Raw genomic sequence first — 23917 nt, forward strand, 5'->3', positions numbered from 1 at the left:
GTCCTGATCACCACAGCGCTCGTGCAAGCGCAGCGCTCGTGCAAACGCAGCGCTCGTGCAAACGCAGCGCTCGTGAAAGCGGCGTAGGGAGCCGGACGGAACGAACCGGGATGGTCGTCGCGCTGTTTCCGGCGGTCGTCTCCCGTCCCGGCGCAGGGTCGGCTCTTCGTCACCGGCCCTGTTCGAGCAGGTCGGCGACCGTGATCAGCGGTGTCACCAGGGATCCCACCGAGGTGTGATCATGCAGCCGGCCGCTCCGGTAGGTGATCAGTTCCGGGCCGCGCACGCTCCACGCCGGCACCGCCCCGGCCAGGTGCGCGGCGAGCAGGGTCGGCCCGACCAGGGCCTGCTGCCCGGGAGCCGCCGCACCCACCCGCCACTGCCGGTCGAACTCGGCGTTGCCGGTGGCGTACCCGTCGCTGCCGAACAGGGCGCGGCCGAGCTTCGAGAACACGTGGCGCGGCGCGACCGCGAGGTCCGGGAACGGCCGCCGCAGCCACACGAACGCGACGACGTACGCGTGGGTCTGCGAGCTCGTCGTCTGGTTGCCGTCCGCGCCGGTCGAGGTATGCGTCTCGGTGTACGCGTACTCGGCCACCCCGACCGGCCGTCCGTGCATCGTTCCGGTCAGCGCGAACCGCACGCCCCGACGGTTACGACCCGGCACCCGGCCGGTCCAGGCCACCTGCGGGTTCTCGGTGAACGTCCACCCCTGGTGGGCCGCCCACCGCCGCCACGAGTCCCGCCGCTCCCGCTCCTGGCGGTGGGCCACCACCACGATCGCGGCCAGTCCCGCCCCGAGGAGGAGCACGAGGCCGACACAGCCGCCCATCCAGAACACGGTTGTCACACGGTCCACGGGCGGCAGCGTAGTGGCCGACCGCACGCGACGCGTTCACCCCGTCGGGGTGCTTGAGCATCCCGTGCCACCCGCTCCGCGAACCTGCTGATGCCCCAGCCCGTACCCACCTCCTGCGAGCAGGGGTCCTGCTGGCCGAAGTTCCCGGGATGGTGCCGGTACCCCTCCCCGGTGCGCCCACACGCTTGCCATCGGCACAGGCCGCCCTTACGCTTTGCGATGCAAAGTTATCGCGATCGCAGAGCGGATTGGGGCACGCCATGGACCAGGGCGCCACGGAAGAGGCCGGACGCACCCTCGCCGACCTGGAACGGCTGCGCAGGCGCACGCACCGGCGGGCACACGGCGGCGCGTGGCTGCCGGCCGCCGCGATCGCCGGGTTGCTGTTGGCCAGCATGGCGCTCTACCGTCACCCGCTCGGGCAGACATCGTCCATCACGGCAGACCACCCCTGGTGGGCCGGCCTGCCCGACGAGCAACGCGACCCGGTCACGTCCTACCTGTTCTGGTTCGTCGGCACGCCCCTGCTGTTCGCCGTCACCGCACTCTGGTACCACTGGCGCGCCCGCCGGCAAGGCGTACGGGTGGCCTGGCCGTTGTTCGCCGGCACCGGGCTCGGGGTGCTGGCCCTGCTGGCCGTGCTCGCGGCGGTGCCCACCGGGCCCGTACCGGACGGGCTCGCCGCAACCGACGGACCGTACTGGCAGGGGCTGCTGACTCCGTTGCTGCCGCTCGCCGCCGCGGTCATGGTGCTCGGCTGGGCTGAGCGCAGTCGCGGCCTCATCGCCGCCGGCGGATGGATCACCCTGCTCACGGTCTGGCTCTGCACCTCGTTCCCGCTGGGCTACCTGCCGGGTTGGGCGACCACACTGCTCAATGGCGGTGGGGAATCCCTCGGTGGCAATCTCGCACTGCGCCCCGGCCACTATCTTGTCCTGATGGCCCTGCCCCTGCTCACCGTCGCCGCTGTCCGGCTGGTGTCGAGCCGTGCGGACCGCGCGTGACGCAGGAACAACCGCCGCACCCCGCCACAGCCCTGGACGACGTCGTCCACCAGCGGGTCCGGCTCGGCATCCTCACCGTGCTCAGCGAGACACACGAGTGCCGGTTCGCCACCCTGCGTGACGAGCTCGGGCTCACCGACGGCAACCTCAACCGGCACCTGCGGATCCTGGAGCAGGCCGGCCTGCTCCAGGTGACCAAGGGCTACGAGGGCCGCCGCCCGTGCACCTGGCTGCGGTTGACCCGCCAGGGCCGCGTCGCGCTGCGCGCGGAGGTCGCCGCACTGGAGCAACTGGTCAGCCGGATCCGCACCGCCACCGACCGGCCCGACCCGCAGGCCTGAGCGCTCCCAGCTGGCATGCCCGCAGGTCACGGCCATCGGTGTGGCTGCCGCACCCGGGCAAGGCTTGGCCGCCCCCCCGGGTGGGCCGACGGCCAGGTATGGAACCACGCACGGTCGGCCGCGCTGACATCATCGGGCCATGCCCCGAATCGAAGTGGTACGCGGTGACATCACCCGCGAGGACGTCGACGCCATCGTCAACGCGGCGAACGAGTCGTTGCTGGGTGGTGGTGGCGTCGACGGGGCGATCCACCGGGCGGCAGGACCGCGGCTGGCACAGGCGGGTGCCGCCCTCGCGCCGTGCGACCCGGGCGAGGCGGTCGCCACCCCCGCGTTCGACCTGGACCCACCGGTACGCCACGTCATCCACACGGTCGGGCCGGTATGGGAGGGCGGCGGCCACGGCGAGGCCGAGGTCCTGGCGTCGTGCTACCGGCGCAGCCTCCAGGTCGCCGACGAGATCGGCGCCCGTAGCGTCGCCTTCCCCGCCATCGGTACCGGCGTCTACGGATACCCGCCGGACCGGGCGGCGACGATCGCGGTCACGACTATCAGGGCGACCCTCACCGCCGTCGAGCACGTCCGCCTGGTGGCCTTCGACGAGGCCACATATCGACTGTTGCTGGCGGCCTCGGAGGTCTGAGCCAGAGCAGTACGGGCACGGGTGTGCCTTCCGAAGCAAGAACGTCCGGCAGCCCTGACCTGTCCGCTTCGGGAGAACTCACCATCCCGACGTATCAACCGGCCGCCTTCCGTCGATATGACGAGGCAACTGCGTGCAGAGCGAGCACTGGCTGGCCTACATCTCCCAGATATTTGAACGATAGTTCTATTTGTACTATCGTTCAAATAATTCCTTCGGAGGAGACTGACATGCCAGAGACCGCGACCCGACGAGCCGGAGCGCGGGAGTGGGTCGGCCTGGGACTGTTGGCGTTGCCGACTGTGCTGCTGGGACTGGACGTCACCGTCTTGTACCTGGTGTTGCCGAGCATGGCCGCCGCCCTCGACCCCTCTGCCACCCAGACGTTGTGGATCATGGACGCGTACGGGTTCTTCATCGCCGGATTCCTCATCACGATGGGCACCCTGGGCGACCACATCGGCAGACGTCGCCTGCTGTTGATCGGCATGACGGCGTTCGCCGTCGTGTCAGTGCTCGCCGCCTTCGCTCCCAGCGCCGAGTTGCTGATCGCAGCCCGGGCCCTGTTGGGGATCGCAGGGGCGACGCTGATGCCGTCCACGTTGTCGTTGATCTCGAACATGTTCTCCGACGTGCGTCAACGTGCGGTGGCGATCGGGGTGTGGGCCACCATGTTCGCCCTCGGCATGGCCGCCGGGCCCGTGGTCGGAGGGGCGCTGGTCGACGCGTTCTGGTGGGGTGCGGCGTTCCTGCTCGCGGCCCCCATCGCGATCATCGTCCTGGCTGGCGCGAAGGCTCTGCTGCCGGAGTACGCCGCCCCGCAGGCCGGACGGCTGGATCTGGCCAGTGTCGCCCTGTCCCTGGGGGCGATCCTGCCGGGCATCTATGCCGTCAAGCACGCCTCCTCACATGGCGTGGATGCGAGCACGGCGATCCTCCTCGCTGTCGGCGCGACCGCAGGCGTGGTGTTCGTACGGCGACAACAGCGGCTGACCTCCCCGTTGCTGGACGTCTCGCTGTTCACCAACCGGGCCTTCTCCGCAGCGCTGGCCGTGCTGCTGATCGGGCTCGTCGGTGTCGGCGGCACCATGTACCTGGTCACCCAGTACCTCCAACTCGTCGAGGGCCTCACTCCGTTCACCGCGGGACTCTGGATGGGGCCACCGGCCTTGGCGATGTTCGCCGCCGCCATCGGCGCACCCCTGATCGCCCGCAGGGTCCGCCCAGGCTTGGTCATGGGGATCACGCTCGCCCTGTCGGTGATCGGGTATGCACTACTGGGGACCGCCGGCACCGGCGACGCCGTGGCCGTGGTGGCCGGGTTCGCATTCGTCTACCTCGGCCTCGGCGCGATCGCCGCACTCGGCACCGACATGGTCGTCGGCGCCGCACCGGCATCGAGGTCCGGATCGGCCGCCGCGATGTCCGAGACCGTCCAGGAACTCGGCATCGCCGTCGGTGTCGCCCTGCTCGGCAGCCTCACCACCGCCCTCTACACCGCTCACATGACCGCACCCACCGGTGTCGCGCCCGAGGACGCCGACCGGATCACCGACAGCCTCCCCGGCGCGCTCTCGATCGCAGACCGAGTGCCTGCCGAGGTCGTGCGGGCCGCGCAGGAGGCGTTCACCACCGGGCTCAACATCGCCTCGGCCGTAGCCGGCGGCGCCATCGTCGTCGCGGCGTTGCTGTGCCTGGTGGCGCTGCGGCACGTCCGTCCGCTCGGCGAGGACCAGGAGGCCGCAGCAGATCCCCGGTGACGGACTCAATTATCCTGACCCCAGGAGGAGGGAGCATGAGCGGTGGCGAGGGACGACCCGTCGACGGACGACGCGCCAGGGGCGACAAGCGCCGTGCGGAGATCATCGAGGCGACCCTCGCCGTGGTCACCCGTGACGGCGCAGCGGGTGTCACCCACCGCACCGTCGCCAAGCAGGCCGGCATCACCACCAGCCTGAGCACCTACTATTTCGCCGCCCTCGACGACCTCCTCGTCGCCGCACTGTCCAGCGTCGCCGACACCTACACCGCGCGCATCCGCCAGATCATCGACGAACCCGGCGACAAGCTGCACGGCCTCGCCGAACTCATCGTCGAATCCGGCGGCCCCGGGCGCGAGCGCGCCCTGGCCGAACGCGAACTGTCCACCCTCGCCGCTCGCAGGCCAGCTCTGGCACCGGTCGCCCGACAGTGGCGCGAGAACGTCGCCGAGCTCGCCGCCACCCTCACCAACGATCCGGAAGCCATCGCCGCCCTCGTCGCCGCCTCCGACGGCCTGTGCACCGCCATCCTCATCGACAACATCCCCGCCGACACCGACTATGTCCAGCGGGTGCTCTCCCAAGCCCTCGGAGCACCCCGCGAGGCAGCCCGCTGGCCGGTCGAGGAGCGCTGACTAGCTCAGGCGTCGTTGGTCGACATCTGCATGACGGGTAGGTCGACCGCGCTTGGAAGGGGCCGCGCGCATCGGCTGAGCCCGACGTCAGCTCGTGGTCGGCTCCGGTTTCGTGATGGAGGATTCCGCAGTTACCACCACCTGCGAGACATCGATGCGTACGGCTTTGGCGGCCTGTGCGCGCAGCAGGTCGAGGGTGGCGCGGTCGGTGGCCGGGCCGACGTACGTGGCGCGTACCCAATTGACCCAACGATTCTGTGCGTCACGTTTCTGCCCGCTGGCGAAGCCGCTGATCCCTGTCCCCTTGAGGCCGATGGACGGTGGCCTACTGGTGCCGGAGGCGGCGGGGCCGGAGGCCGATACGGTGAACCAGAGGCCGGGCACCTCGACGACCCGCGCGTCCCGTACGCCATCGAGCTTGCGTAGGTTCGCGGCGGCGTGCTCCAGCTCAGCTCTCGTGACCGACTGATCAATGACGATGGCCGGGCCACCGACCGGAGCGTCGGGAAAGGCCGCCCGCAAGTCGTTGGGCTGGGAGAAATCGTGATCTCCCGGGCCAAGCGCGGAGAACACCGCCGTACGGAACTCGTTCGTGGAAGACACGTCCGACGCCACGCGTCCCGCATCCGGAGTCCAGCTCAGGATAGGAATTTCTGTCCAGTACTCGCGCAACGACGGGTCCAGGGCGATGGACGACGCGGCCGGCTGCGGGCGGTCCCGGTCGGGCCCGGCACCGGTGACGGCCACCATCCCGATCGCCAGAAAGAGCACGACCCCGAACACGCCGGCCGTCGCGGCCCTCGCGGCTCGACGGCGCCGTGCCAGACCCTGGACCACGCCGTACGCGGCACCAACGCCTGGCGCGTCGCGTCGTCGGCCGCGTCCCGAAGCATGGTGTCCAGACCGGGCAGCGGGCTCTCCAGGGCAGGTTTCCCGACCATGGGGCTTTCGAGCTCGCGGCTCTCTCGATCGGGGTACTGGCGTTCAGGCATGACGACGCTCCAGGGTTGTGATCTCGTTCTGTCGGTCGGACCGGCGGGGCGTGCCGGCCTGTGGCTCGCCCGCGAGGGGCGTGGAGACCGGATTCCGGCCGCCTCCACGGATGCGAAACGTCCACCTCTTCGAGGACCTGTCGCAGAGCGGTGCGCCCGCGCGACAACCGGGCCTTGACCGTTCCGGATGGCACCCCCGTCTCTACGGCGACCTGATCGACGGACCGATCGCACAGGTGGTGCAGCACAATCGCGCGTCGCTGCTCCTCAGGCAGACGTTGCAGGGCCGCCACGATCAGCGGAGTCTCCACGCCGGGCGCAGGCACGTGTGGAACCAACCCGTGGCGCCGCCACGCCGCCAACCCGGACCGTGCCGAGCGCCAACAGCTGACCGCGATCCGGCGGGCGACGGTTCTGATCCACGCCTCCGGCTCGTCCCCGTCAGCGAACCGGCGACGTCTGCTCCAGGCCCGGACAAACGCCTCTTGAACAGCGTCCTGCGCGTCGGCAAAGTTGCCGGTCAGCAGGTACACCTGACCGACCAACCGCGCGAACGCCGATGCGTAGAACGCCCGGTAGTCGTCCTCTGTCACGCCGACCTCACTCTCCTCGGTACTGCTCCTCCCACCCACGCAGCAGAGCGACACGACGGTTGCACTGGATCGAGGAAATATCCCGGCCTACGACGACCTCACCTGTTCGGATGGCGCTGGATGATGTGCTGACCGCCTTGCTTCCGCCTGGGCAGACCGGACGTGCACACACCCTGAGCACCTGCTACTCGCCGCGCGGGACACTGGCGGGCTCTGCTACGCAAGATCAGAAAAGGCCGCCTCCGGCGAGCGGAAACGGCCTTTGAGCTGGGTGGAGTTGAGGGGATTCGAACCCCTAATGCCGCTTGCCGCCGACAAGTTAGCCTGAACCGGACAGTTCTGGCCTCTGACCAGCGCGGCAGCCTACATCGACTCTCGACGTTTTACAGGGCTTCCGGCCTCAGTTGTGCCCGATCTGTGCCCGATGATCTTGCACCGGCATCAATGATGCCCCTTGCCGGTCGCCCTGACCGCTCTGAGGTCGGACCCGGCTTTCGTGTCGCGGACCCTGCCCCCGGCGGACACCGCCACATCGGCCCTTTTGACCTGACCGCGACCGGCTACGGGGCCGGCTCCTGGGCGACCGGCCCGACCACGGCGGCCACCACCCCCTTCCCAGGTGCCGGGTTTGATCTGAGCTGGACTGCGGTGGCGGCTCGCGTGGGGGTCGTCTGCTCGGGCACGGCGGACAACGCCCCCATGCTTGGGGCTTGTAGCTCCTCCCCTGCAGCTTCATCTCGGTACCGCACTTCGACGGCATAGGTCTACGGCTGGGTTGCCCGACGCGGCCTCACAGACCGATCTGCACCGGCTTGGGCGGGACGCCGCCGGCAACCAATACCGTCAGCAGGTCGGCGAGGTCGCGGGGCCCGAACAGGTCGGGTCCCGGGTAGGCGATGATGTCGGGCAGGCGCCACCATCGGAGTTCGCTGATATTTTCGGCGGCTAGTTGCTCGTCGGACATGGTGCCTCGCGGGTTAAAGGCGGCGGTGCGGACGAGAAAGTAGTCGTTGATCACGCCGTCGTAGCCCGGTAGGTGTCCGGGTACGACAAACTCCTGGTGCCACACGTGTGGTGGTTCGGCATCTACGGCCAGCCCGACTTCCTCTTGCAGCTCGCGACGAAGGGCTACAAGCGCTGTCTCGCCGCTCTCGATGCCTCCGCCGGGCGTTGCCCAGACGACTCGTCCAGGCGGATCGGGAATGACGTGTCGACAGAGCAGGATGCGGTGGTCTTCCGTGAGGATGATCGCCCGGACAGAGTGGCGCAGCTTCGGTGATGGCACGTCGGCATCCTCGGTGATGCGTGCGCAGAAGGCACGTGACTTTGTTCCGATCGAGCGCCATGCCGTGCGCGCCGGGGCGTGACCGGCCGCCAGGCCGCACGCGCGCCCCGGCGCTGGCACGGCATGGCGCGCCAAGGCCCGCCCTTGACCAAGTAAAGAAAGTCTGAACACACTACCCTCCGTTCGCGAGAGGTTGACACTCCCCGAACAGTGTGAACAGATTGATGGATGACGTCCTCATATAGGTGCACCTTTTGCGGCACTAGCTTCTCGGGCAGTTCGAGCTGGAGCAGCGGCGGGCCCGAGTATTCCTGCTCGTCCTGCTCCAGCAAGGGCAAGAAAGCGTACGAGGAAAGAAAACGGGCCTACGAGTCTAGGTCCGGAGGGGGAAGCGGATGCGCCATCGTCGCGATCCTTCTGGTCGCCGCACCGATCTTAACGGCCTCCGCCTGGATGATCATTACCTGACACAATTCATCTCCCCAACACCCCTCGCAGGGGTTCTCAAAAGGAATCTTCATCGCTCTTCTTCGTGCGCGCTCCCATCGCCGTCATGAACGCCGCTGCGGCGGACAAGGTCATCTCCGATAACCCGTGCAAAGCGGTACGGCTGTCGGCAATTCTGCGGGACTTATCCCGTGCGCCGAAGTGGGGTTCCCACCGATGAGGACATGCTTGCCTTGGTGAAGGTCGTTCCTGACCGTTGCCAGGCGGCCATTTGGTGCGGTGCGGGCGAAGGGCTGCGCCTGGGTGAGGTTCTGGGCCTGGAGAACAGTGAACGGTGTATCGATCGCTCGCGTCAGGAGTTGCACGTAGTTCAGCAGCTACGGTTCCACAAAGGCCAGTACGGCGGGTTCTATCTTGCTCGACCGAAGTCCGGCTCGGTTGGTGATGTGGACTTGGATGATCACGTAGCGCTAGCGCTCGGGGAGCACGTCCGCAAGTACCCGCCCGCGTTGGTGGAGTTGCCCGACATCACCGGGGGGACCCCCGATCCGGGGAAGCGGGCGAAGCGCCGGACGGTCTCGCTGTTGTTCACCGACGACCAGGGCAAGCCGATTCAACCCGACCGACGTGCAGAACGCGCTACGGCATTCCAGCCTGCGGATCACGCTGGAGACGTATGTGCACTGGTGGCCGAAGAAGAACCGCCGTCGCAACATCGTCAGCACGGCGCTTCGTGAGGCTGCGGGCAACTGCCCTGGGCTGAGGCTTCCGGGCTGAGTTGTGCCGGATCTGTGACAAACGATCAATGACCAGCGTTTCCGCTGGTCATTGATCGTTATGGTGGAGTTGAGGGGATTCGAACCCCTGACCCCCTCGATGCGAACGAGGTGCGCTACCAGACTGCGCCACAACCCCTCCGCCGGCGAACCGGCATCGGTCCCACCCGGCTTTCACCGGGCGGGCCGGCAACAAGGCTAACAGGTCGGCTGTCCCCGCCGCGAATCCGCCCCCCGCGCGGGGAGATCTTGGCCCGAAACGGCCCTCCACTTGGGGACAACCACCCCAAGGGCCGGAACTTACCAAGATCTCCCGCAAACCAACCAGTCAACGGACAGGGACCAGCCGGCGGCAGCCGGTCGAGCGCCTGCCGAGACGGAACCGGGACGCGGCAGGTGGGCAGGGCGGGCGAAATCGATGGACAGGGCATCCACGTGCGAGATGGACAGGGTATCCACGTGCGAGCAGCCTCGGGGCATGCGACAGGAGAAGCTCTGGGACGCGGACACGGCCCGCCGCTACGACACCCCCGGCACCGGCATGTTCGCGCCGGAGGTCCTGGAGCCGACCGTGGACCGCCTCACCGAGCTGGCGGCCGGCGGGGCGGCGCTCGAATTCGCCGTCGGCACCGGCCGGGTGGCCGTACCGCTCGCCGCGCGCGGGGTGCCGGTCACCGGCATCGAGTTGTCCCGCCCGATGGTCGAGCGGCTGCGTACGAAGGTGGACGAGGCGACGGTCCCGGTGGTGATCGGCGACATGGCGACCAGCACCGTCCCGGGCGAGTTCTCGCTGGTCTACCTGGTCTACAACACGATCTCCAACCTGCTCACCCAGGCCAGGCAGGTGACGTGCTTCCGCAACGCCGCCCGCCACCTCGCCCCGGGCGGCCGGTTCGTGATCGAGTTGTGGGTGCCGGAGCTGCGCAAGCTTCCGCCGGGCCAGCAGGCGACGGTCTGGAGTTCCGAGCCGGGATACATCGGCCTGGACACCTACGACGTACTGCACCAGCAGGTCGTGTCGCACCACTTCCAGTTCGACGAGAGCACGCAGGCCCGATTGTTCCGGTCGCCGCACCGCTACATCTGGCCCGCCGAGCTGGACCTGATGGCCCAGCTGGCGGGGTTCGAGTTGGAGACCCGGCACGCGGACTGGGCCGGCGCCGAGTTCACCGCCGACTCGCGGTCCCACGTGTCCGTGTACCGACTGCCCACCACGAACTGACGTACGGCAGGCGGCCCGGTCAGGCCAGGACCGACCGCCGGCCACGGACTGACGCACGGCGAGCTGCCCGGTCAGGCCAGGGTGGCCGTCGGCCACGAACGACTCGCGGCGAGCGGCCCGGTCAGGCCGGGTGGGAGCCGCGGCCGGACTGGTAGGGGCGACCGCGCAGGCCGCCGGAGCGGCGGTAGGAGACCGAGCCGCCGTTGGCAGCCGCCGGCAGGTCGGCCGGCCGGTCCAGGCCCATCGCGGCGCGGCGTACCACCTCGCGTTGGGCCGCCAGGCGGCGCTGCGCCTCCCGGCGGGCCGCCGCCCGGCGGGCCTGCTCCCGCCTGACCTCGGCCTGTCGGGCGGCCAGCCACGCCGCCTCCCGGGCCCGGGCCCGCCGCCGCCGGCGATCCGCCACCGCCAGCCTCCGCAGGTGCACGACGTACGCGACCAGCAGGGTGGCGGTGACCCCGAAGCTGATCCAGAAGCCGGGGCTGACCACGATCACGCCGATCAGCTCGACGAAGTTGAGCAGCAGCAGGGCGGCGAGCACCCGGCGGCGCCGGTAGACGGCGGGTGGGTGGTGCCGGCGGGGCGGTGGCCGGCGGCGGCTCTTTTTCGCGGCCGGCGGCACGGCGCGCAGCCGGTTCGACCGGCGGGCGGCGGGCGGTGCGGAGACCGGCACGGAGAGACCGCCGGTGTTCGCATCTTCACTGAGCGTGATAACGAGGGAGCGGGGCGGGTGCGTCGGGCGTCGCCCCGGCACAGTGCGGCGCCGCCGGCGGCGCTGGAGCACCCGCGCCGTCGACTGCGCCCGCTCCGCCACCAGCCGCTCGGTGGCGTCGTACCGGCGAACCAGCGCCGGAGCGAGGGCGAGCAGGCCGGCAGCGGCGAGGACGGCGAGGAGCACCGAGGTCGGCACCCTCACCCCTCCCGTCACCGAATTCGGAGCAACCGCCGTCCGACCGCAGGATCTTCCACCGATCGTGGTCGGGTGCGCGGATCGTACGGGTGAAACAGCGCTTGCCACAGCTTGCAGTTACTTGAGGTTACGGGCCGTGGACGCGGATGCTGACACGCCGCGCCGATCCCGTGCGTGGGACGGCTCACCCCGTGGTGGCGCGGATCCGGTGCCAGCGGGCCAACAGCCCACCCTCAGCGACGACCTCGTCACTGGTCATCGCGTATCCGATGTGGTCCCGCCACGCACCGTCGATGTGCATGTAGCGCACGTGGTACGACTCCTCGCGGAAGCCCAACTTCTCCACCACCCGGCGCGACGGCCGGTTCTCCGGGCGGATGTTCACCTCGACCCGGTGCAGCCCGGCCACTTCGAAGGCATGGTCGACGGCGAGCGCCAGCGCGGTGGGGATCACGCCGCGACCGGCAACCCGGGAGTCCACCCAGTAGCCCACGTACCCGGAACAGAACGCCCGCCGCACGATGCTGCCCACGTTGAGGTGGCCGACCAGCCGCTCCCGGTCACCCTCACGCAGGCAGACGGCGAACGGCAGCCCCTCGCCGGTGCGCGCCGAGCGGCGCTGGTCGCGGTGCACCCAGCGGAAGGCGGCCGGCGAGTTCAGCTCGTACCAGCTTCCCGGCAGGGACGACTCCCACGGCGTGAGCCACTGCCGGTTGGCGCGGCGCACCTCCGACCAGGCGGCGGCGTCCGAACGCCGGTAGGGCCGCAGCAGCACCGGCCCGTCGGCCAGCACCGCCGGCCACCCCGGTATCCGCCCCGGGCCCCACAGGCTCACCGGGCAGACCTCCCGCTCGCAACCGACGAAGCCGATGCCCGGGCAGCGCTCATCAGGCCAATCTTCCGCTCGCGACCGCGGGGCTCGCAAGCTCACTGCTCGCGCTCACCGGCGCCGGTCCAGCAGGAGGACGTCCACGGTGGATCCGGCCGCCGCGCTGGTCACCCGCTCGCCGAGCACCATCAGCCCGTTCGCCTCGGCCAGCCCCGAGAGGGTGTACGGCCCACCGTTGAGCGGCTGCACCGTGTAGCCGCCGCCGCGCCGCTCGGCGACGTGCGCGGGGCGGAACTCGCGCAGCCCGACCGGGGACGAGATCGTCTCCAGTAGGTGTGCGCGGACGCTGGGCCGGAACACCGGTTCCGCCCCGGCCAGCAGGTTGATCGCCGGACGGGCCAGCACCTCGAAGCCGATCAGGGCCGAGCCCGTGTCGCCGGGCAGGCAGACCACCGGCACCTCCTCGGCGCCGACCGTGCCGAAGCCGAGCGAGGTGCCGGGATAGAGCGCGACCTCGGTGAAGGTGACCGGGCCGGCCCGGCTGCCCTCCCGCCGGGAGAGGATCCGCCGCACCATGTCGCCGGGGCCGGTGCCGGTGCCCCCGGTGGTGATGATCAGGTCGGCGCGCAGCGTCTGGTCCTCCAGCAGCCCGCGCAGCCCCTCCGGGTCGTCGTCGCAGATTCCCACCCGGTACGCCAGGGCGCCCACCTCGGCCGCTGCGGCGGTCAGCGCGTGCGAGTTGGCGTCGACCGTCTGGCCGGGCTGGCTGCCCCGGCCCACGTCGACCAGTTCGTCGCCGGTGGCCACGATGACCACCCGGGGGCTGGGCCGGACCACGACGTGCCCGATGCCGGTGGCGGCGAAGACCGCCACCAGCGCCGGCGAGACGTAGGTGCCGGCCCGGGCCAGCAGGGTGCCGGCCGGCAGTTCCTCGCCGGCCCGGCGTACCCCGTACCCCCGTTTGGGGACGCGGAAGATCTCCACCGCGGCCATGCCCTGGTCGGTCCACTCGACCGGGACGACCACGTCCGCGGTGAGCGGCAGCGGCGCCCCGGCGGCGACGGAGAAGCACGCCCCCGGGGTGAGCCGGACCGGTCGCCAGCTCGCCGCGCCGAGATCGCCGACGACGTTGAGCCGGACGTTGCGCCCGCCCGGCCCGCCGGACTGGGTCGGGACGTAGCCCATGCTCCGACCGCCGCCGGAGATGTCCTCCCAGCGGGCGGCGTATCCGTCCACGGCCGACTGGTCGAAGGCCGGGAAGGAGTGCGGCGCGACGACGTCCTCGGCGAGGACGTTGCCGTGCGCCTGGGTGAGGTCGAGGTCGAGCGGAGGCAGCGCGCGTAACCTGCGCAGCACGCTGCCCAGGTAGTCGGCGAGCGGCGTCAACTCGTTCGCGGCCGCCTCGGCGTCGGCCGACGCTGTCATGTACCAGTCACGCCCGATGCGTCGGAGTTGACGAACTCGGTCAGCCACGCGCGGAACTCGGCTCCGAGGTCGTCGCGCTCGGCCGCGATCTGCACCACGGTCTGGAGGTAGCCCAGCGGCATGCCGGTGTCGTAGCGGGTGCCCCGGTAGACGATCGCGTGCACCGGCGTGCCCTCGCTGCGCAGCAGCTCCATCGCGTCGGTCAGCTGGATCTCCCCGCCGCTGCCCGGCTTCGTCCGCCGGATCGCGTCGAAGATGGTGCCCGGCAGCACGTAGCGGCCCAGCACCGCGAGGTTGCTCGGCGCGTCCTCCGGCTTGGGCTTCTCCACCATGCCGGTGACCCGGACGACCTCGCCGATGTCGGTCAGCTCCGCCTCCGCCGGCTCCACCGAGGCGATGCCGTAGCGCTTCGTCTCGGCCGGGTCGACCTCGAAGAAGGCCAGCACCACGCCGCCGGTGCGCGCCTGGAGCTCCAGCATGGCCGGCAGCAGCGGCTCGGACGGCTTGACGAACTCGTCGCCCAGCAGCACCGCGAAGGGCCGGTCGCCGACGTGCGACTCGGCGTAGCCGACGGCGTGGCCCAGGCCGAGCTGCTCCGGCTGGCGGCAGCTGTAGATCTCGGCCAGCTCGCTGGGACCGCGTACGGCTGCCAGCCGCTCCGCGTCACCCTTCGCCTCCAGCCGCGCCTCCAGGTCGGGGCGGCGGTCGAAGTGGTCCACCATCGATGTCTTGCCCCGCCCGGTGATCAGCAGGACGTCACCGATGCCGGCCTGGGTGGCCTCCTCGACGATGTACTGCAACACCGGCCGGTCGACCACCGGGAGCAGCTCCTTGGGCACCGCCTTCGTGGCCGGCAGGAACCGGGTGGCCAGGCCGGCAGCCGGGATGACGGCTTTGACCGCACGGGAGCGACCGGTTGCGGCGGTCGCCGTTGAGGGGTTCGCTGAGTGCTCCGACATGCCGCGAGACTATCGGCCACGGCTCTGTCTTGGAGGGTGAGGACCGGAAGACGCGCCGCCGCCGGGACCCGGCCCCACCGGGCCGGGCCCGGCCGGCGCGCTCCCGGGTTCGGCGTCGGCCGGTTCGGCCGGTTCGGAACGGGCCCGGACCGGCTGGCGGGGAGCGCCGGCGCGCGGCATCCCGTCCTCGGGGGTGGTCGCCGCGGCCGGGACGGGGATCTCCCGCGCCGGCGCCTCGGCCCGGGCCTCGGCGATCCGCCAGGTGTCCCGGCCGGCCGCCTTGGCGGCGTAGAGCGCGTCGTCGGCGGCGTCCAGCACCTGCTGGCCGGTACCGCCGTGGTCGGGGTGCACGGCGATGCCGATGGAGACGGTGACTCCGATGGCCACCGCCGCCCCACCGTGCCCGTCGGCGGCGATCGGCTCGTCCCGGATCGCCGCGCCGAGCCGCTCCGCGACGATCGCCGCGCCCCGGGCGTCGGTCTCCGGCAGCAGCAGCACGAACTCCTCGCCGCCCTGGCGGAAGGCGAGGTCGACCTCGCGGATCTCGCCGCGCATCCGGCGGGCGAACTCGGCCAGCACGGCGTCGCCGGCCGCGTGCCCGTGCGTGTCGTTGACGTCCTTGAACCGGTCCAGGTCGAGAACGAGGACGCTGAGCATCCGGCCGAACCGGGTCGCCCGCTCGACCTCCCGGCGGATCGACTCGCGCAGGTAGCGGTAGTTCCACAGCCCGGTGAGCGGGTCGGTCAGCGAGAGCCGCTGCGCCTCCTCGTGCACCCGGACGTTGTCCACCGCCACCGCGGCGTGGCCGGCGAAGGTGCGCAGGGTGACCAGGTCGTCGTCGTCGAACTCGTCCGCGCCGAGCCGGTCGTAGAGGGCCAGCACGCCGAGCGCCCCGGCCGGGGCCGCCGGCTCCGAGCCGGGGCGGGCGGCCGGCCCGTCGCCGCGGGCGGTGACGTCGGGCGGGCCCGCCGTGCCGGGAGCGGCGAACGGCACCGCGATGTACGTCCGGCACCGCGGCTCCCCCGGCGGCGTGGCGGACGGATCCACCCGGCCCCGGCGCGGTTCCCCGGTTGCCGCGACGGCGCCCACCACGCCGCTGCCCAGCGGCACCCGCAGCGCCCCCGTCCGCTCGTCCGCGGCAGCGGGCCCGTCCAGCCCTTCGGTGCACTGCGCGACGAGTACCCCGCCGTCGTCCACCAGCAGCACCGCGCCCGCCCGGGCGCCGGTCGCCGCGATCGCGCTGTGCAGGATCACCCGCAGGATGCGTTGCAGGTCGTGCGTGCTGGCCAAAGTGTCCCCCAGCACGGCGAGATGCCCGCGTAGCTGGTCCCGGCTGCTGGTCAACGCCGCCACGTAGGTGCCCGTCTCGCGGGTCATCCGGTTGAACGCGCCGGCCAGCCGGCCGATCTCGTCCCGGCTGCGTACCGGCACCCGGGTGGTCAGGTCGCCGCTGGCCACCCGGTCCACCGCGCCCGCCAGCTCGACCAGCGGGCGGGTGGTGACCCGGGCCAGCCGCCAGGCGGCCACCACGGCCAGCAGGGTCGCCACCAGCACCGCCGAGCCCAGGGCGACGTACAGGCCCCGTGGTCGTTCACTGGGGACCGAGAGCACCAGCGGCAGGGGCTGCCCGAAGGACGGGCCGACCCGGCGGACGTACCGGCCGTCGGGGGTCTCGGTGACCCGCTCGCCGTCGAGCGTGCCGGCGGCGGCGAGCACGGCGTCGCGTACGCCGCTGGACTCGGTGCTGTGGACGAGCCTGATGGGCGCCTCGGCGTCGTCGAGCAGGGTGACCGCCACTCCCGTCACGGCCGCGAGGCGCGCCACGAAGGCCGGGTCGACCGGCTGCGCGGCGGTGACCGTGCCCAGCGGCCCGCCGGCCCGGTCGCTCAGGTCGGCCCGGGCGGCGAGGGCCCGCACCGGCCCGACGACCGGCGGGCCGGCGCAGTCCCGCCAGGGCGCCGGAGGGCCGCCGGGCGTATCGTAGGTGACCCGGCCGGTGACGTCGGTGACCAGCACGGCGGTCGCCAGGCCACGGCGTACCACCTGGCTCGCGGCGGCGGGCCGGTCGCCGGCCAGGGCGACCGCGTCGGCGGCGGCCCGCAGCTGCTGGCAGAGGGCGTCGACGGAGGTGCGCACGGTCGCGGCGGCCACCGCGAGCCGCTCGGTTGACCGGCTCGCGTCGACCGCCGCCACGGTCGCCCCCACGAACATCACCCCGAGCACCACCGGGCCGAGCGCCACCGCCAGGAAGGCTGTGGTCAACCGCCCGCGTAGCGTCACTCGGTCCCCCCGGAAGTTACGCCGCCGTTGCCTGCGATGCTGACACAGAGCCACCAGACGACAAGCGTTGCGTCAGGAGTGTTGCGTGCCCGAATTTTCTGATGGAGCGGAAGAGGCGAAGCGGGATGTTCGCACCGCTGTGCTCGCCCACCGCCGGGCGCTGACCGCGCCGCAGCGGGCCGATGCCGCCGGGCGCGTCCAGACGGAGCTGGTGGCTCTCGTACGCCGGCTGCGCCCGCTCCGGATGACGGCGTACGTGCCGGTCGGCTCCGAGCCGGGCGGGCCCGACCTGCCGGCGGTGTTGCACGCGGCGCTGCCGCCGGGCGGGGAGTTGCTGCTGCCGGTGCTCCGCGACGACCTCGACCTGGACTGGGCGGCCTGGAGCGGGCCGGCCGGGCTGGTGGCCGCCGGCCGGGGGATGCGCGAGCCGGCCGGGCCTCGGCTGGGCCGGGCGGCGGTCGCCGGGGCACACCTGTTGGTGCTGCCGGCGCTGGCGGTGGACCACCGTGGGCTGCGGCTGGGCCGGGGCGGCGGCTCGTACGACCGGGCGCTGGCCCGGGTGCCGGTGACCGCGCTGACCGTGGTCCCGCTGCACGACGGCGAGCTGGTGGAGGCCCTTCCCGCCGAGCCGCACGACCGGCCGGTACGCGCGGTCGTCACGCCCGCCGACGGCCTGCGTACGCTGGACGCCGCCCCGGGGGGCGCGGCGGGTGTCGCGCCCCACACTTCCGCTGGACGAACCCGGGGGCGATGACGCACCATTGGCACTCGAATACGTCGAGTGCCAACCGGCCGTGCCAGATCCGGAGGAGAACGTGCCCACCTACCAGTACGCCTGCACCGCGTGCGGTCACCAGCTCGAGGCGGTGCAGTCCTTCTCTGACGAGCCGCTGACCGAGTGCCCGGCGTGTGAGGGGCGGCTGCGGAAGGTCTTCAACTCCGTCGGCATCGTGTTCAAGGGCTCGGGCTTCTACCGCACGGACTCGCGCTCGTCCGGCTCGGACAACGCGACGGCCGGCGGCGCCGCCAAGCCGGCGAAGTCCGACTCGTCCTCCGGCGGCGACTCCGGCTCGACCGGTGCGTCGTCGGACTCGTCCTCTTCGTCGGGCTCGTCGTCGTCCTCGTCCTCGTCGGGCTCTTCGTCGGGCTCGTCGTCGTCGGGCTCGGGCGGCTCCTCCGGTGGCGCGGGCAAGGCCCCGGCCGCCAGCACCTCCTGACCCGCGCCGCACCGGGTCGCACCGGTCCGCGGCACCCACGCACCGACCCGGGGCCGGCTCTCGACCGCCGCCCCGGGGCTCATCCCGCAGGCCGGACTCAGTCCCAGTGTGGGGGGCGCTCCGCGAGCAGCCAGTCGTCGTTGCCGCCGGAGCGCTCGCCCCAGCCCCGGTCGGTGTCGTCGGCGGTCTGCTCGGGCAGCACCACGAAGTCGTCGCTGAGGTCGACCGTGCGGTCGTCGTCGCCGCGTACCGCTGGCCTGCCCGGATCCTCGGTGATGCTCACGAGCGGCAAGACTAGCGCAGCCACGACCGGCGGGACCGGCGTCGAACCGGCGGGCCGCCGCGTCCAGCCGGCCGGCGGGCCGGGGCGTTGGTAGCGTCGGACGGCGTGACGACCCCCACCTCCGGCAGCTCCCCGGACGAGTACTGGCGTCGGCCCGACACCTCGCCCGAGTGGCCCGCTGTCGTCCCGGCCGCGTCGCCCCCGGCGCGTGGGAGCGGCTACCCGGGCCCGCCCCCGACCACCCCGCCACCGGCCGGGTGGCGCCCGCCGGTGCACCTGCGGCCACCACCGCCCCGGCGGCTGCCACCGCAGGACATGGCGGAACTCGACGCGGCGGAGCAGCGGGCGCAGCGGCTCACGTACGGCGTGGGCACGGTGGCCGGTGTGCTGCTGGTGGTCCTCGTCTGCGTGCTCTGCTCCCGGCTCCTGTTCTGACCGGCGCCGGGGCCACCGGATACCGGGACGTCAGAAGGTGTTGCCCCAGACCGCCTCGGACCCGGAGTGCCCGGTGAGATAGACGTAGATGAGGCTGACGACGCCGAGCGCCACCACCACGACCGACAGCACCGGTGTCACCCAGGACGGCAGCTTCGGCACCCGCGGGTGCCCGCTCGTCACCACGAGCAGCAGCAGTGTCGCCACGGCCAGCGGCAGCACCCAGCGGAACAGGACGTCGCCGTAGCCCGAGTGCTCGAGGATCTGGTCCAGGATCGGGCCCTGCATGCCCCGGGCGACGAACGCGTCGGTCAACTCCTCCCCCGACTCGACCGCGACGAAAGCCGACAGGGGTGCCGCCACGGCCAGGAGCGCCACCGCCCAGTCCAGCCGCGACCGGAACCGGGGCAGCGCCACGTACGCGGCGGAGAGCAGGGCCAGCAGCGGCACGAGCACGACGACCGCGTGCACCACCAGCACATGGGCCGGCAGACCCATGATCTCCTTGAACATCGAAACCTCCGGCGGTACGCGGTCGCGGGATGGCCAGCGTACGGTGTGCCGGTCGACCCGCCCAGGTCATCTCGATCGACTACACGCGTCCGGAGCCGGTTCGGTTCACCGTTCGGGGCAGCCAGGCTCACCACCGATCCACCGTCGGACGAGCGGCCCGGCTGTGGCCGGCGCCACCCTCACCCGGAGGCCGGTTGTCGGTCCCCGACCCTCGTGCTGTCATTGGCACATGCCCGGTGGCGAGGAACTGCTCCGGTCGAGGGGCCTGCGGGTCACCCGGCCGCGTCTCGCCGTGCTCGACGTGCTGGCCGCCGGCGGCCACCTCGAGGTGGACGAGATCACCCGCCGGGTCCGCGAGCGCCTCGACTCGGTCTCCACCCAGGCGGTCTACGACGTGCTGGGCGCCCTCTCCCGGGCCGGGCTGTCCCGCCGCATCGAGCCGGCCGGCAGTCCCGCCCGGTACGAGGCCCGGGCCGGGGACAACCACCACCACGTGGTCTGCCGGGGCTGCGGCGAGATCGCCGACATCGACTGCGCGGTCGGCAGCACGCCCTGCCTGGATCCGGACATCGCCCACGGGTTCGAGGTCGACGAGGCGGAAGTGACGTTCTGGGGCCTCTGCCCCACCTGCCAGGCCCGCCGGTCCGCCGACTGACGGCAGCCCGCCCGCGGGCGTGCGGTGGCAGGGCGTGGCACCCTTGGTCGGTGGACTCCGATGACCTCGGTCTCTTCGGTCCGGGTTCGGTCACGTGGAAGGTGCACGAGGAGCCGATCCTGATCGTCGCCGGCCTGCGTTCGCTCTACCTCCAGTCACTGCACCCCCGGGCCATGGCCGGGGTCGCCCAGAACAGCAACTACCGCTCCGACGCCTGGGGCCGCCTGGTACGCACCGCCACCTACGTGGGGACCACCGTCTACGGCACCACCGCCGAGGCGGAGGCCGCCGGGTTGCGGGTCCGCCGCCGACACGCCCGCCTCCGGGCCACCGACCTGTTCACCGGGGAGGAGTTCCGCGTCGACGACCCGGAGCTGCTGCGCTGGGTACACGTCACCGAGGTCGAATCGTTCCTCGACACGGCCCGCCGGGCCGGGCTGCCGCTGACCGCCGACGAGATCGACGGCTACTACACCGAGCAGCGGCGCTCCGCCGCCCTGGTCGGCCTCGACCCGGAAACCGTCCCGGGCACCGCCGCCGAGGTGGCCGACTATTACCAGCGGATCCGCCCGGAGCTGCGGATGACCCGCGAGGCGGCCGAGACGGCGCTCTTCCTCACCGCGCCGCCGATCCCGTGGAAGCTCAGCCTGCCCGCCCGGATCGGGCTCAACCTCGGGCCGGCCCGCTGGGCATACTTCGGCATCGCCGGCACCGCCCTCGCGCTGCTGCCGGCCTGGGCCCGGCGGATGTACGGCGGGCCGGGCCTGCCCACGACCGCGCTCTCCGCCGACCTGAGCGTACGGGCGCTGCGACTGACCCTCGCCACGGTGCCCCGCCGGTGGCGGGAGGGGCCGTTGCAGCAGGCCGCCAAGGAACGCGCCGCTCGCCTCGCCAGCACCCTCGCCTGACCCGCACCGGCCGCGCCGGTGGGCCGTTGCCGGTGGGCCAGGCCGGTGGGCTAGGCCGACGGGCCGTTGCCGACGTCACGGGATGCGCCGTGGCAGCGCTTGAGCCTACGCAGGGGTGAGCGGTTCGACGGCAACGAGCCTGTCGCAGTCGACGGCAGACCTTGCGCACGCTGTCGAGCTGCCCCTATAGATGGGGCGGCGGTGCCCGGTCGCATACACGGGGCAGCTCGACAGCGCCCACAGCACCACTGCGGCTCTGGAGCCACGAGTACGAGGTCGACGCGGGCCGTCCTCAGTACGCGACGGTGAAGCGGCGTTCTCGTGACGCGGGTCCTCGATCTCGTCCACGATCGCCACCGGCCACCGGGGCAGCCAGTCCTGGCCGGGCACCGGCCACCGGGGCGGTCAGTCCTGGCCGGGCACCGGGTCAACGGCGCGCTCGACGGCCGCCCACGGCTCCTTGCCCGGCGCCTGCGCCCCCGCCGGGCAGGTGCGCCGGTAGTCGCACCAGCCGCAGCGCGGGCCCGGGGTGGTCGGGAACGCCTCGTCGGGGTCGCCCCCGTCGGCGACCACCCGTTCCGCGGCCATGATGTCGCGGGCGCTCTCCTCGGCCCGGGTGAGCTGCCGGGCCAGTGACTCCACGGTGTGCTCGTGCGCGGCCACCGTGCCGGTCGGCAGGTGGTGCAGCTCCACCCGGCGGCACGGCCGGCGGAACACCCGCTCGGCCGCGTACGCGTAGAGCGCCAGCGCCTGCGAGCCGCGCGCGTCGTCGGCGTCCAACCCGGTGCGGCCCGTCTTGTAGTCGACGATCACCAGCTCGGGACCGTCGGGCCCGGGGCGGGAGTCGATCCGGTCGGTCCGGCCGTTGAAGGCCAGCACGGCGGTCTTGACCGCCACCACCCGCTCCACGCCGAGCGGGTCGACCCCGGGATCCAGGGTCTCGACGTAGGACTCCAGCCAGCCCAGGGCCCGCCGGTAGGCCGCCCGCTCCTGCTCGTCGTCGCGGTAGCCCTCACGCACCCAGGTGCCCTTGAGCAACGCGGCGAGGGCCTCCGGCCGGCGCCGCTCGGGGCTCAGGGCATACCAGTTCTTCAGAGCGGTGTGCACGCTCGCACCGAGGGAGTTGTGCGCCCACGGCGGGCCCTTCGGCGGGGCCGGACGGTCGACGTAGGAATAGCGGTAGCGCCGGGGGCAGTCGGCGTAGGCGCCGAGCTTGCTGGGGGTGCAGACGAAGAGCCGCTCCGGCATGCCCTCGAAGCCGAGCTGCTCGGGCTGGTCGCCGCGTGGCCGGGGCGCCCGGCCGCCACTGGTGGAGGATCGTCCTGCGGAAGAGGCTCGTCGCACATCTCGATCCTGCCATCCGCCCCCGACAGAACCGGCCGGTGGTCAGGTCATGTTGGCGTACTGGGTCACGAACGCGGCCACCGCATCCGCGATGAGCTGCACCGCGATCGCGGCCAGCAGCAGACCGGCGATCCGGGTCAGCACCTCGATCCCGCCGGGGCGCAGGATCTTGACGATCCCGCCGGAGAACCGGAGCACGAGCCAGACGGTCGCCATCACGGCCAGGATCGCGGCGGCGATGGCCGTGACGTCCGCCCCGCCGTCGGCCTGCTGGACGAAGAGCATGGTGGCCACGATGGCGCCGGGCCCGGCGAGCAACGGCGTACCCAGTGGGACCAGGGCGATGTTCGAGGTGGCCTGTTGGCTCGGGTCGTCGGCCTTGCCGGTCAGCAGCTCCAACGCCACCAGCACCAGCAGCAACCCGCCGGCGGCCTGCAACGCCGGCAGGTCCACGTGCAGGTAGTCGAGCAGTGTCTGTCCCGCCACCGCGAAGATCACGATCACGCCCAGCGCCAGGGCGACGGCCTGCCAGGCCGCCCGATGCCGGTCCCGGGCCGCCAGTGGGCCGGTCAGCGCCAGGAAGATGGGCATCATGCCCGGCGGGTCGACGATCACCAGCAGGGTCACGAAGACCTCGCCGAACAGCTTGGCATCCACGTGATCAACGTAGCCGCGCCGCCGGATGCGGAAACATGGATCAGCCGGAAGCGACCTCGGTCACCCCGCGCGCCTCGGCGACGATCCGCTCGTACGCCTCGGGGCCGGTGGTGAACGCGCCGAGCCGGACGGTCTTGTGGGTGCCGTGGAAGTCCGACGAGCCGGTCACCAGCAGGCCCAGCTCGCCGGCCAGGGCGCGGACGTGCGCCCGCTCGGCCGGGGAGTGGTCCTCGTGGTCGGCCTCCAGCCCCGCCAGCCCGGCCGCGGCCAGGTCGGCGATCAGCTCGTCGGGCACGATCCGCCCCCGCCGGGTGGCTCGGGGATGGGCGAAGACCGGCACGCCGCCCGCCGCGCGGACGAGCCGGATCGCGCGGAAGACGTCGATGTCCTCCTTGGGCAGCCGGTAGCGCTCGCCCAGCCAGTCCGGCCCGAACGCCTCCGTGGTGGTGGTCACCAGGCCGGCCCGGATCAGCGCCTGTGCGATGTGCGGCCGGCCCACGGTCCCGCCGCCCGCGCCGGTCAGGATCTCCGGCCAGCTCACGTCGACTCCGTCGGCCCGCAGCAGCGCCACGATCCGCTCGCCCCGTTCCTCCCGGGCGGCCCGCACCCGGGCCAGTTCCGCGACGAGTTCCGGGGCGTCCGGATCGAACAGGTACGCCAGCAGGTGCAGCGGCAGCGCCGGCTCCTCGCCGTACCACCGGCAGGAGAGCTCCGCGCCGCGGACCAGGCTGAGCCCGGCCGGCAACGCGTCCAGGGCCGGCGCCCAGCCGGCGGTGGTGTCGTGGTCGGTGATCGCCACGACGTCCAGCCCCGCCTCCGCCGCCGCCCGCACCAGCTCGGCCGGGCTTAGCGTGCCGTCGCTGGCGGTGGAGTGGGTGTGCAGGTCGATCCGTGGTGCCGCGCTCATCGCCCCGACGCTACCGGCCGGCCGGCCACCACCGGCGCGCG

25 protein-coding genes, 1 tRNA gene and 1 pseudogene are annotated in these 23917 nt (G+C 72.1%); 11 read left to right on the top strand and 16 right to left on the bottom strand.

The features are described 5' to 3' along the window. Positions 1-169: 169 nt before the first annotated feature. Positions 170-859, bottom strand: coding sequence for a hypothetical protein (locus GA0070608_RS06150; RefSeq protein WP_141719411.1), 690 nt, complete (start codon positions 857-859; stop codon positions 170-172). A 260-nt stretch (positions 860-1119) separates the two neighbouring features. Here GA0070608_RS06150 and GA0070608_RS06155 point away from each other — a divergent pair, with 260 nt between their 5' ends. The 5 genes from GA0070608_RS06155 to GA0070608_RS06175 all read left to right on the top strand — a co-directional run bounded on the left by GA0070608_RS06155 (position 1120) and on the right by GA0070608_RS06175 (position 5242). Further along, positions 1120-1863: a hypothetical protein gene (locus tag GA0070608_RS06155; protein ID WP_091623131.1), complete on the top strand. Its 744-nt coding sequence runs from the start codon at positions 1120-1122 to the stop codon at positions 1861-1863. Continuing rightward, complete coding sequence (locus GA0070608_RS06160; RefSeq protein ID WP_091623135.1) at positions 1860-2204, top strand: winged helix-turn-helix domain-containing protein; 345 nt, start codon at positions 1860-1862, stop codon at positions 2202-2204. Before GA0070608_RS06155 ends, GA0070608_RS06160 begins: the two co-directional genes overlap by 4 nt. Before the next feature lie 139 nt (positions 2205-2343). Continuing rightward, positions 2344-2847, top strand: coding sequence for an O-acetyl-ADP-ribose deacetylase (locus GA0070608_RS06165; RefSeq protein ID WP_091623137.1), 504 nt, complete (start codon positions 2344-2346; stop codon positions 2845-2847). Between the two features lie 230 nt (positions 2848-3077). Further along, positions 3078-4607 (top strand): MFS transporter, encoded by a 1530-nt coding sequence (locus GA0070608_RS06170; RefSeq protein WP_091623140.1) that lies wholly within the window; start codon positions 3078-3080, stop codon positions 4605-4607. 35 nt (positions 4608-4642) lie between these two features. Next, the gene (locus GA0070608_RS06175) at positions 4643-5242 is read left to right on the top strand and encodes a TetR/AcrR family transcriptional regulator (RefSeq protein ID WP_091623143.1); all 600 of its coding nucleotides are present in this window, start codon (positions 4643-4645) and stop codon (positions 5240-5242) included. A gap of 87 nt (positions 5243-5329) precedes the next feature. Here the strand turns inward: GA0070608_RS06175 and GA0070608_RS06180 are convergent, their stop codons facing one another. The 3 genes and pseudogenes from GA0070608_RS06180 to GA0070608_RS06190 form a co-directional block, all read right to left on the bottom strand. Beyond that, on the bottom strand, positions 5330-6025 hold the full coding sequence (locus tag GA0070608_RS06180; protein WP_245716173.1) for a hypothetical protein: 696 nt from the start codon (positions 6023-6025) through the stop codon (positions 5330-5332). Between the two features lie 325 nt (positions 6026-6350). After that, positions 6351-6827: pseudogene (locus GA0070608_RS33270) on the bottom strand (SigE family RNA polymerase sigma factor); the annotation flags it as partial. Positions 6828-7617: 790 nt separating this feature from the next. Continuing rightward, complete coding sequence (locus tag GA0070608_RS06190) at positions 7618-8283, bottom strand: NUDIX hydrolase (protein WP_245715712.1); 666 nt, start codon at positions 8281-8283, stop codon at positions 7618-7620. A gap of 512 nt (positions 8284-8795) precedes the next feature. On the opposite strand from GA0070608_RS06190, the gene GA0070608_RS06195 reads away from it, so the two are divergent. Next, positions 8796-9296 carry a site-specific integrase gene (locus GA0070608_RS06195; RefSeq protein WP_245715713.1) on the top strand — a complete coding sequence of 167 codons (501 nt, stop codon included), beginning with the start codon at positions 8796-8798 and terminating at the stop codon, positions 9294-9296. Between the two features lie 101 nt (positions 9297-9397). Here the strand turns inward: GA0070608_RS06195 and GA0070608_RS06200 are convergent. Continuing rightward, positions 9398-9474, bottom strand: a tRNA-Ala gene (locus GA0070608_RS06200). A gap of 339 nt (positions 9475-9813) precedes the next feature. Between GA0070608_RS06200 and GA0070608_RS06205 the strand changes: the two genes are divergently transcribed. Continuing rightward, a complete protein-coding gene (locus GA0070608_RS06205; RefSeq protein WP_091623155.1) occupies positions 9814-10557 on the top strand; it encodes a class I SAM-dependent methyltransferase in 744 nt (247 codons plus the stop codon). 121 nt (positions 10558-10678) lie between these two features. Here GA0070608_RS06205 and sepX read toward each other — a convergent pair whose 3' ends face one another. The 5 genes from sepX to GA0070608_RS06230 form a co-directional block, all read right to left on the bottom strand. Further along, positions 10679-11470 (bottom strand): divisome protein SepX/GlpR, encoded by a 792-nt coding sequence (gene sepX / locus GA0070608_RS06210; RefSeq protein ID WP_176733648.1) that lies wholly within the window; start codon positions 11468-11470, stop codon positions 10679-10681. Positions 11471-11648: 178 nt separating this feature from the next. After that, a complete protein-coding gene (locus tag GA0070608_RS06215) occupies positions 11649-12299 on the bottom strand; it encodes a GNAT family N-acetyltransferase (protein WP_091623163.1) in 651 nt (216 codons plus the stop codon). Positions 12300-12404: 105 nt separating this feature from the next. Further along, positions 12405-13718: a molybdopterin molybdotransferase MoeA gene (locus GA0070608_RS06220; RefSeq protein WP_091623167.1), complete on the bottom strand. Its 1314-nt coding sequence runs from the start codon at positions 13716-13718 to the stop codon at positions 12405-12407. After that, entirely contained in the window at positions 13715-14677 is a 963-nt protein-coding gene (locus GA0070608_RS06225) for a UTP--glucose-1-phosphate uridylyltransferase (RefSeq protein ID WP_091623171.1), read from the bottom strand. Before GA0070608_RS06225 ends, GA0070608_RS06220 begins: the two co-directional genes overlap by 4 nt. 9 nt (positions 14678-14686) lie before the next feature. Further along, the gene (locus tag GA0070608_RS06230) at positions 14687-16957 is read right to left on the bottom strand and encodes a diguanylate cyclase (RefSeq protein WP_091623175.1); all 2271 of its coding nucleotides are present in this window, start codon (positions 16955-16957) and stop codon (positions 14687-14689) included. 85 nt (positions 16958-17042) lie between these two features. Here GA0070608_RS06230 and GA0070608_RS06235 point away from each other — a divergent pair, with 85 nt between their 5' ends. Beyond that, positions 17043-17711: a 5-formyltetrahydrofolate cyclo-ligase gene (locus GA0070608_RS06235; protein WP_091623179.1), complete on the top strand. Its 669-nt coding sequence runs from the start codon at positions 17043-17045 to the stop codon at positions 17709-17711. Between the two features lie 216 nt (positions 17712-17927). Here GA0070608_RS06235 and GA0070608_RS33280 read toward each other — a convergent pair whose 3' ends face one another. Both GA0070608_RS33280 and GA0070608_RS06245 read right to left on the bottom strand, forming a co-directional pair. Beyond that, a complete protein-coding gene (locus GA0070608_RS33280) occupies positions 17928-18209 on the bottom strand; it encodes a hypothetical protein (RefSeq protein ID WP_245715714.1) in 282 nt (93 codons plus the stop codon). A 62-nt stretch (positions 18210-18271) separates the two neighbouring features. Beyond that, positions 18272-18466, bottom strand: a complete 195-nt coding sequence (locus GA0070608_RS06245; RefSeq protein WP_091623184.1) for a hypothetical protein — start codon at positions 18464-18466, stop codon at positions 18272-18274. Positions 18467-18562: 96 nt separating this feature from the next. Between GA0070608_RS06245 and GA0070608_RS06250 the strand changes: the two genes are divergently transcribed. Further along, positions 18563-18892 carry a hypothetical protein gene (locus GA0070608_RS06250; RefSeq protein WP_091623187.1) on the top strand — a complete coding sequence of 110 codons (330 nt, stop codon included), beginning with the start codon at positions 18563-18565 and terminating at the stop codon, positions 18890-18892. Positions 18893-18922: 30 nt separating this feature from the next. Here the strand turns inward: GA0070608_RS06250 and GA0070608_RS06255 are convergent, their stop codons facing one another. Then, positions 18923-19405 carry a DUF2231 domain-containing protein gene (locus tag GA0070608_RS06255; protein WP_091623191.1) on the bottom strand — a complete coding sequence of 161 codons (483 nt, stop codon included), beginning with the start codon at positions 19403-19405 and terminating at the stop codon, positions 18923-18925. A gap of 229 nt (positions 19406-19634) precedes the next feature. On the opposite strand from GA0070608_RS06255, the gene GA0070608_RS06260 reads away from it, so the two are divergent. After that, positions 19635-20060, top strand: a complete 426-nt coding sequence (locus tag GA0070608_RS06260; RefSeq protein WP_091623195.1) for a Fur family transcriptional regulator — start codon at positions 19635-19637, stop codon at positions 20058-20060. Positions 20061-20110: 50 nt separating this feature from the next. After that, entirely contained in the window at positions 20111-20968 is an 858-nt protein-coding gene (locus tag GA0070608_RS06265; protein WP_091623199.1) for an oxygenase MpaB family protein, read from the top strand. Between the two features lie 405 nt (positions 20969-21373). Here GA0070608_RS06265 and GA0070608_RS06270 read toward each other — a convergent pair whose 3' ends face one another. From GA0070608_RS06270 to GA0070608_RS06280, 3 genes are all read right to left on the bottom strand, one after another. Next, positions 21374-22216, bottom strand: a complete 843-nt coding sequence (locus GA0070608_RS06270) for a RecB family exonuclease (protein ID WP_411970812.1) — start codon at positions 22214-22216, stop codon at positions 21374-21376. Between the two features lie 138 nt (positions 22217-22354). After that, on the bottom strand, positions 22355-22969 hold the full coding sequence (locus GA0070608_RS06275; protein ID WP_091623207.1) for a MarC family protein: 615 nt from the start codon (positions 22967-22969) through the stop codon (positions 22355-22357). A 40-nt stretch (positions 22970-23009) separates the two neighbouring features. Continuing rightward, entirely contained in the window at positions 23010-23876 is an 867-nt protein-coding gene (locus GA0070608_RS06280) for a PHP domain-containing protein (protein ID WP_091623210.1), read from the bottom strand. Between the last annotated feature and the right edge of the window lie 41 nt (positions 23877-23917).

This window comes from Micromonospora peucetia (assembly GCF_900091625.1).
Taxonomy (GTDB): domain Bacteria; phylum Actinomycetota; class Actinomycetes; order Mycobacteriales; family Micromonosporaceae; genus Micromonospora; species Micromonospora peucetia.

Bases quoted from the DNA above. Each gene is read 5' to 3' on its own strand.
- GA0070608_RS06155 (WP_091623131.1), top strand. From the start codon at position 1,120: ATGGACCAGGGCGCCACGGAAGAGGCCGGACGCACCCTCGCCGACCTG.
- GA0070608_RS06165 (WP_091623137.1), top strand. From the start codon at position 2,344: ATGCCCCGAATCGAAGTGGTACGCGGTGACATCACCCGCGAGGACGTC.
- GA0070608_RS06170 (WP_091623140.1), top strand. From the start codon at position 3,078: ATGCCAGAGACCGCGACCCGACGAGCCGGAGCGCGGGAGTGGGTCGGC.
- GA0070608_RS06175 (WP_091623143.1), top strand. From the start codon at position 4,643: ATGAGCGGTGGCGAGGGACGACCCGTCGACGGACGACGCGCCAGGGGC.
- GA0070608_RS06205 (WP_091623155.1), top strand. From the start codon at position 9,814: ATGCGACAGGAGAAGCTCTGGGACGCGGACACGGCCCGCCGCTACGAC.
- GA0070608_RS06220 (WP_091623167.1), bottom strand. From the start codon at position 13,718: ATGACAGCGTCGGCCGACGCCGAGGCGGCCGCGAACGAGTTGACGCCG.
- GA0070608_RS06225 (WP_091623171.1), bottom strand. From the start codon at position 14,677: ATGTCGGAGCACTCAGCGAACCCCTCAACGGCGACCGCCGCAACCGGT.
- GA0070608_RS06255 (WP_091623191.1), bottom strand. From the start codon at position 19,405: ATGTTCAAGGAGATCATGGGTCTGCCGGCCCATGTGCTGGTGGTGCAC.
- GA0070608_RS06260 (WP_091623195.1), top strand. From the start codon at position 19,635: ATGCCCGGTGGCGAGGAACTGCTCCGGTCGAGGGGCCTGCGGGTCACC.
- GA0070608_RS06270 (WP_411970812.1), bottom strand. From the start codon at position 22,216: ATGCCGGAGCGGCTCTTCGTCTGCACCCCCAGCAAGCTCGGCGCCTAC.
- GA0070608_RS06280 (WP_091623210.1), bottom strand. From the start codon at position 23,876: ATGAGCGCGGCACCACGGATCGACCTGCACACCCACTCCACCGCCAGC.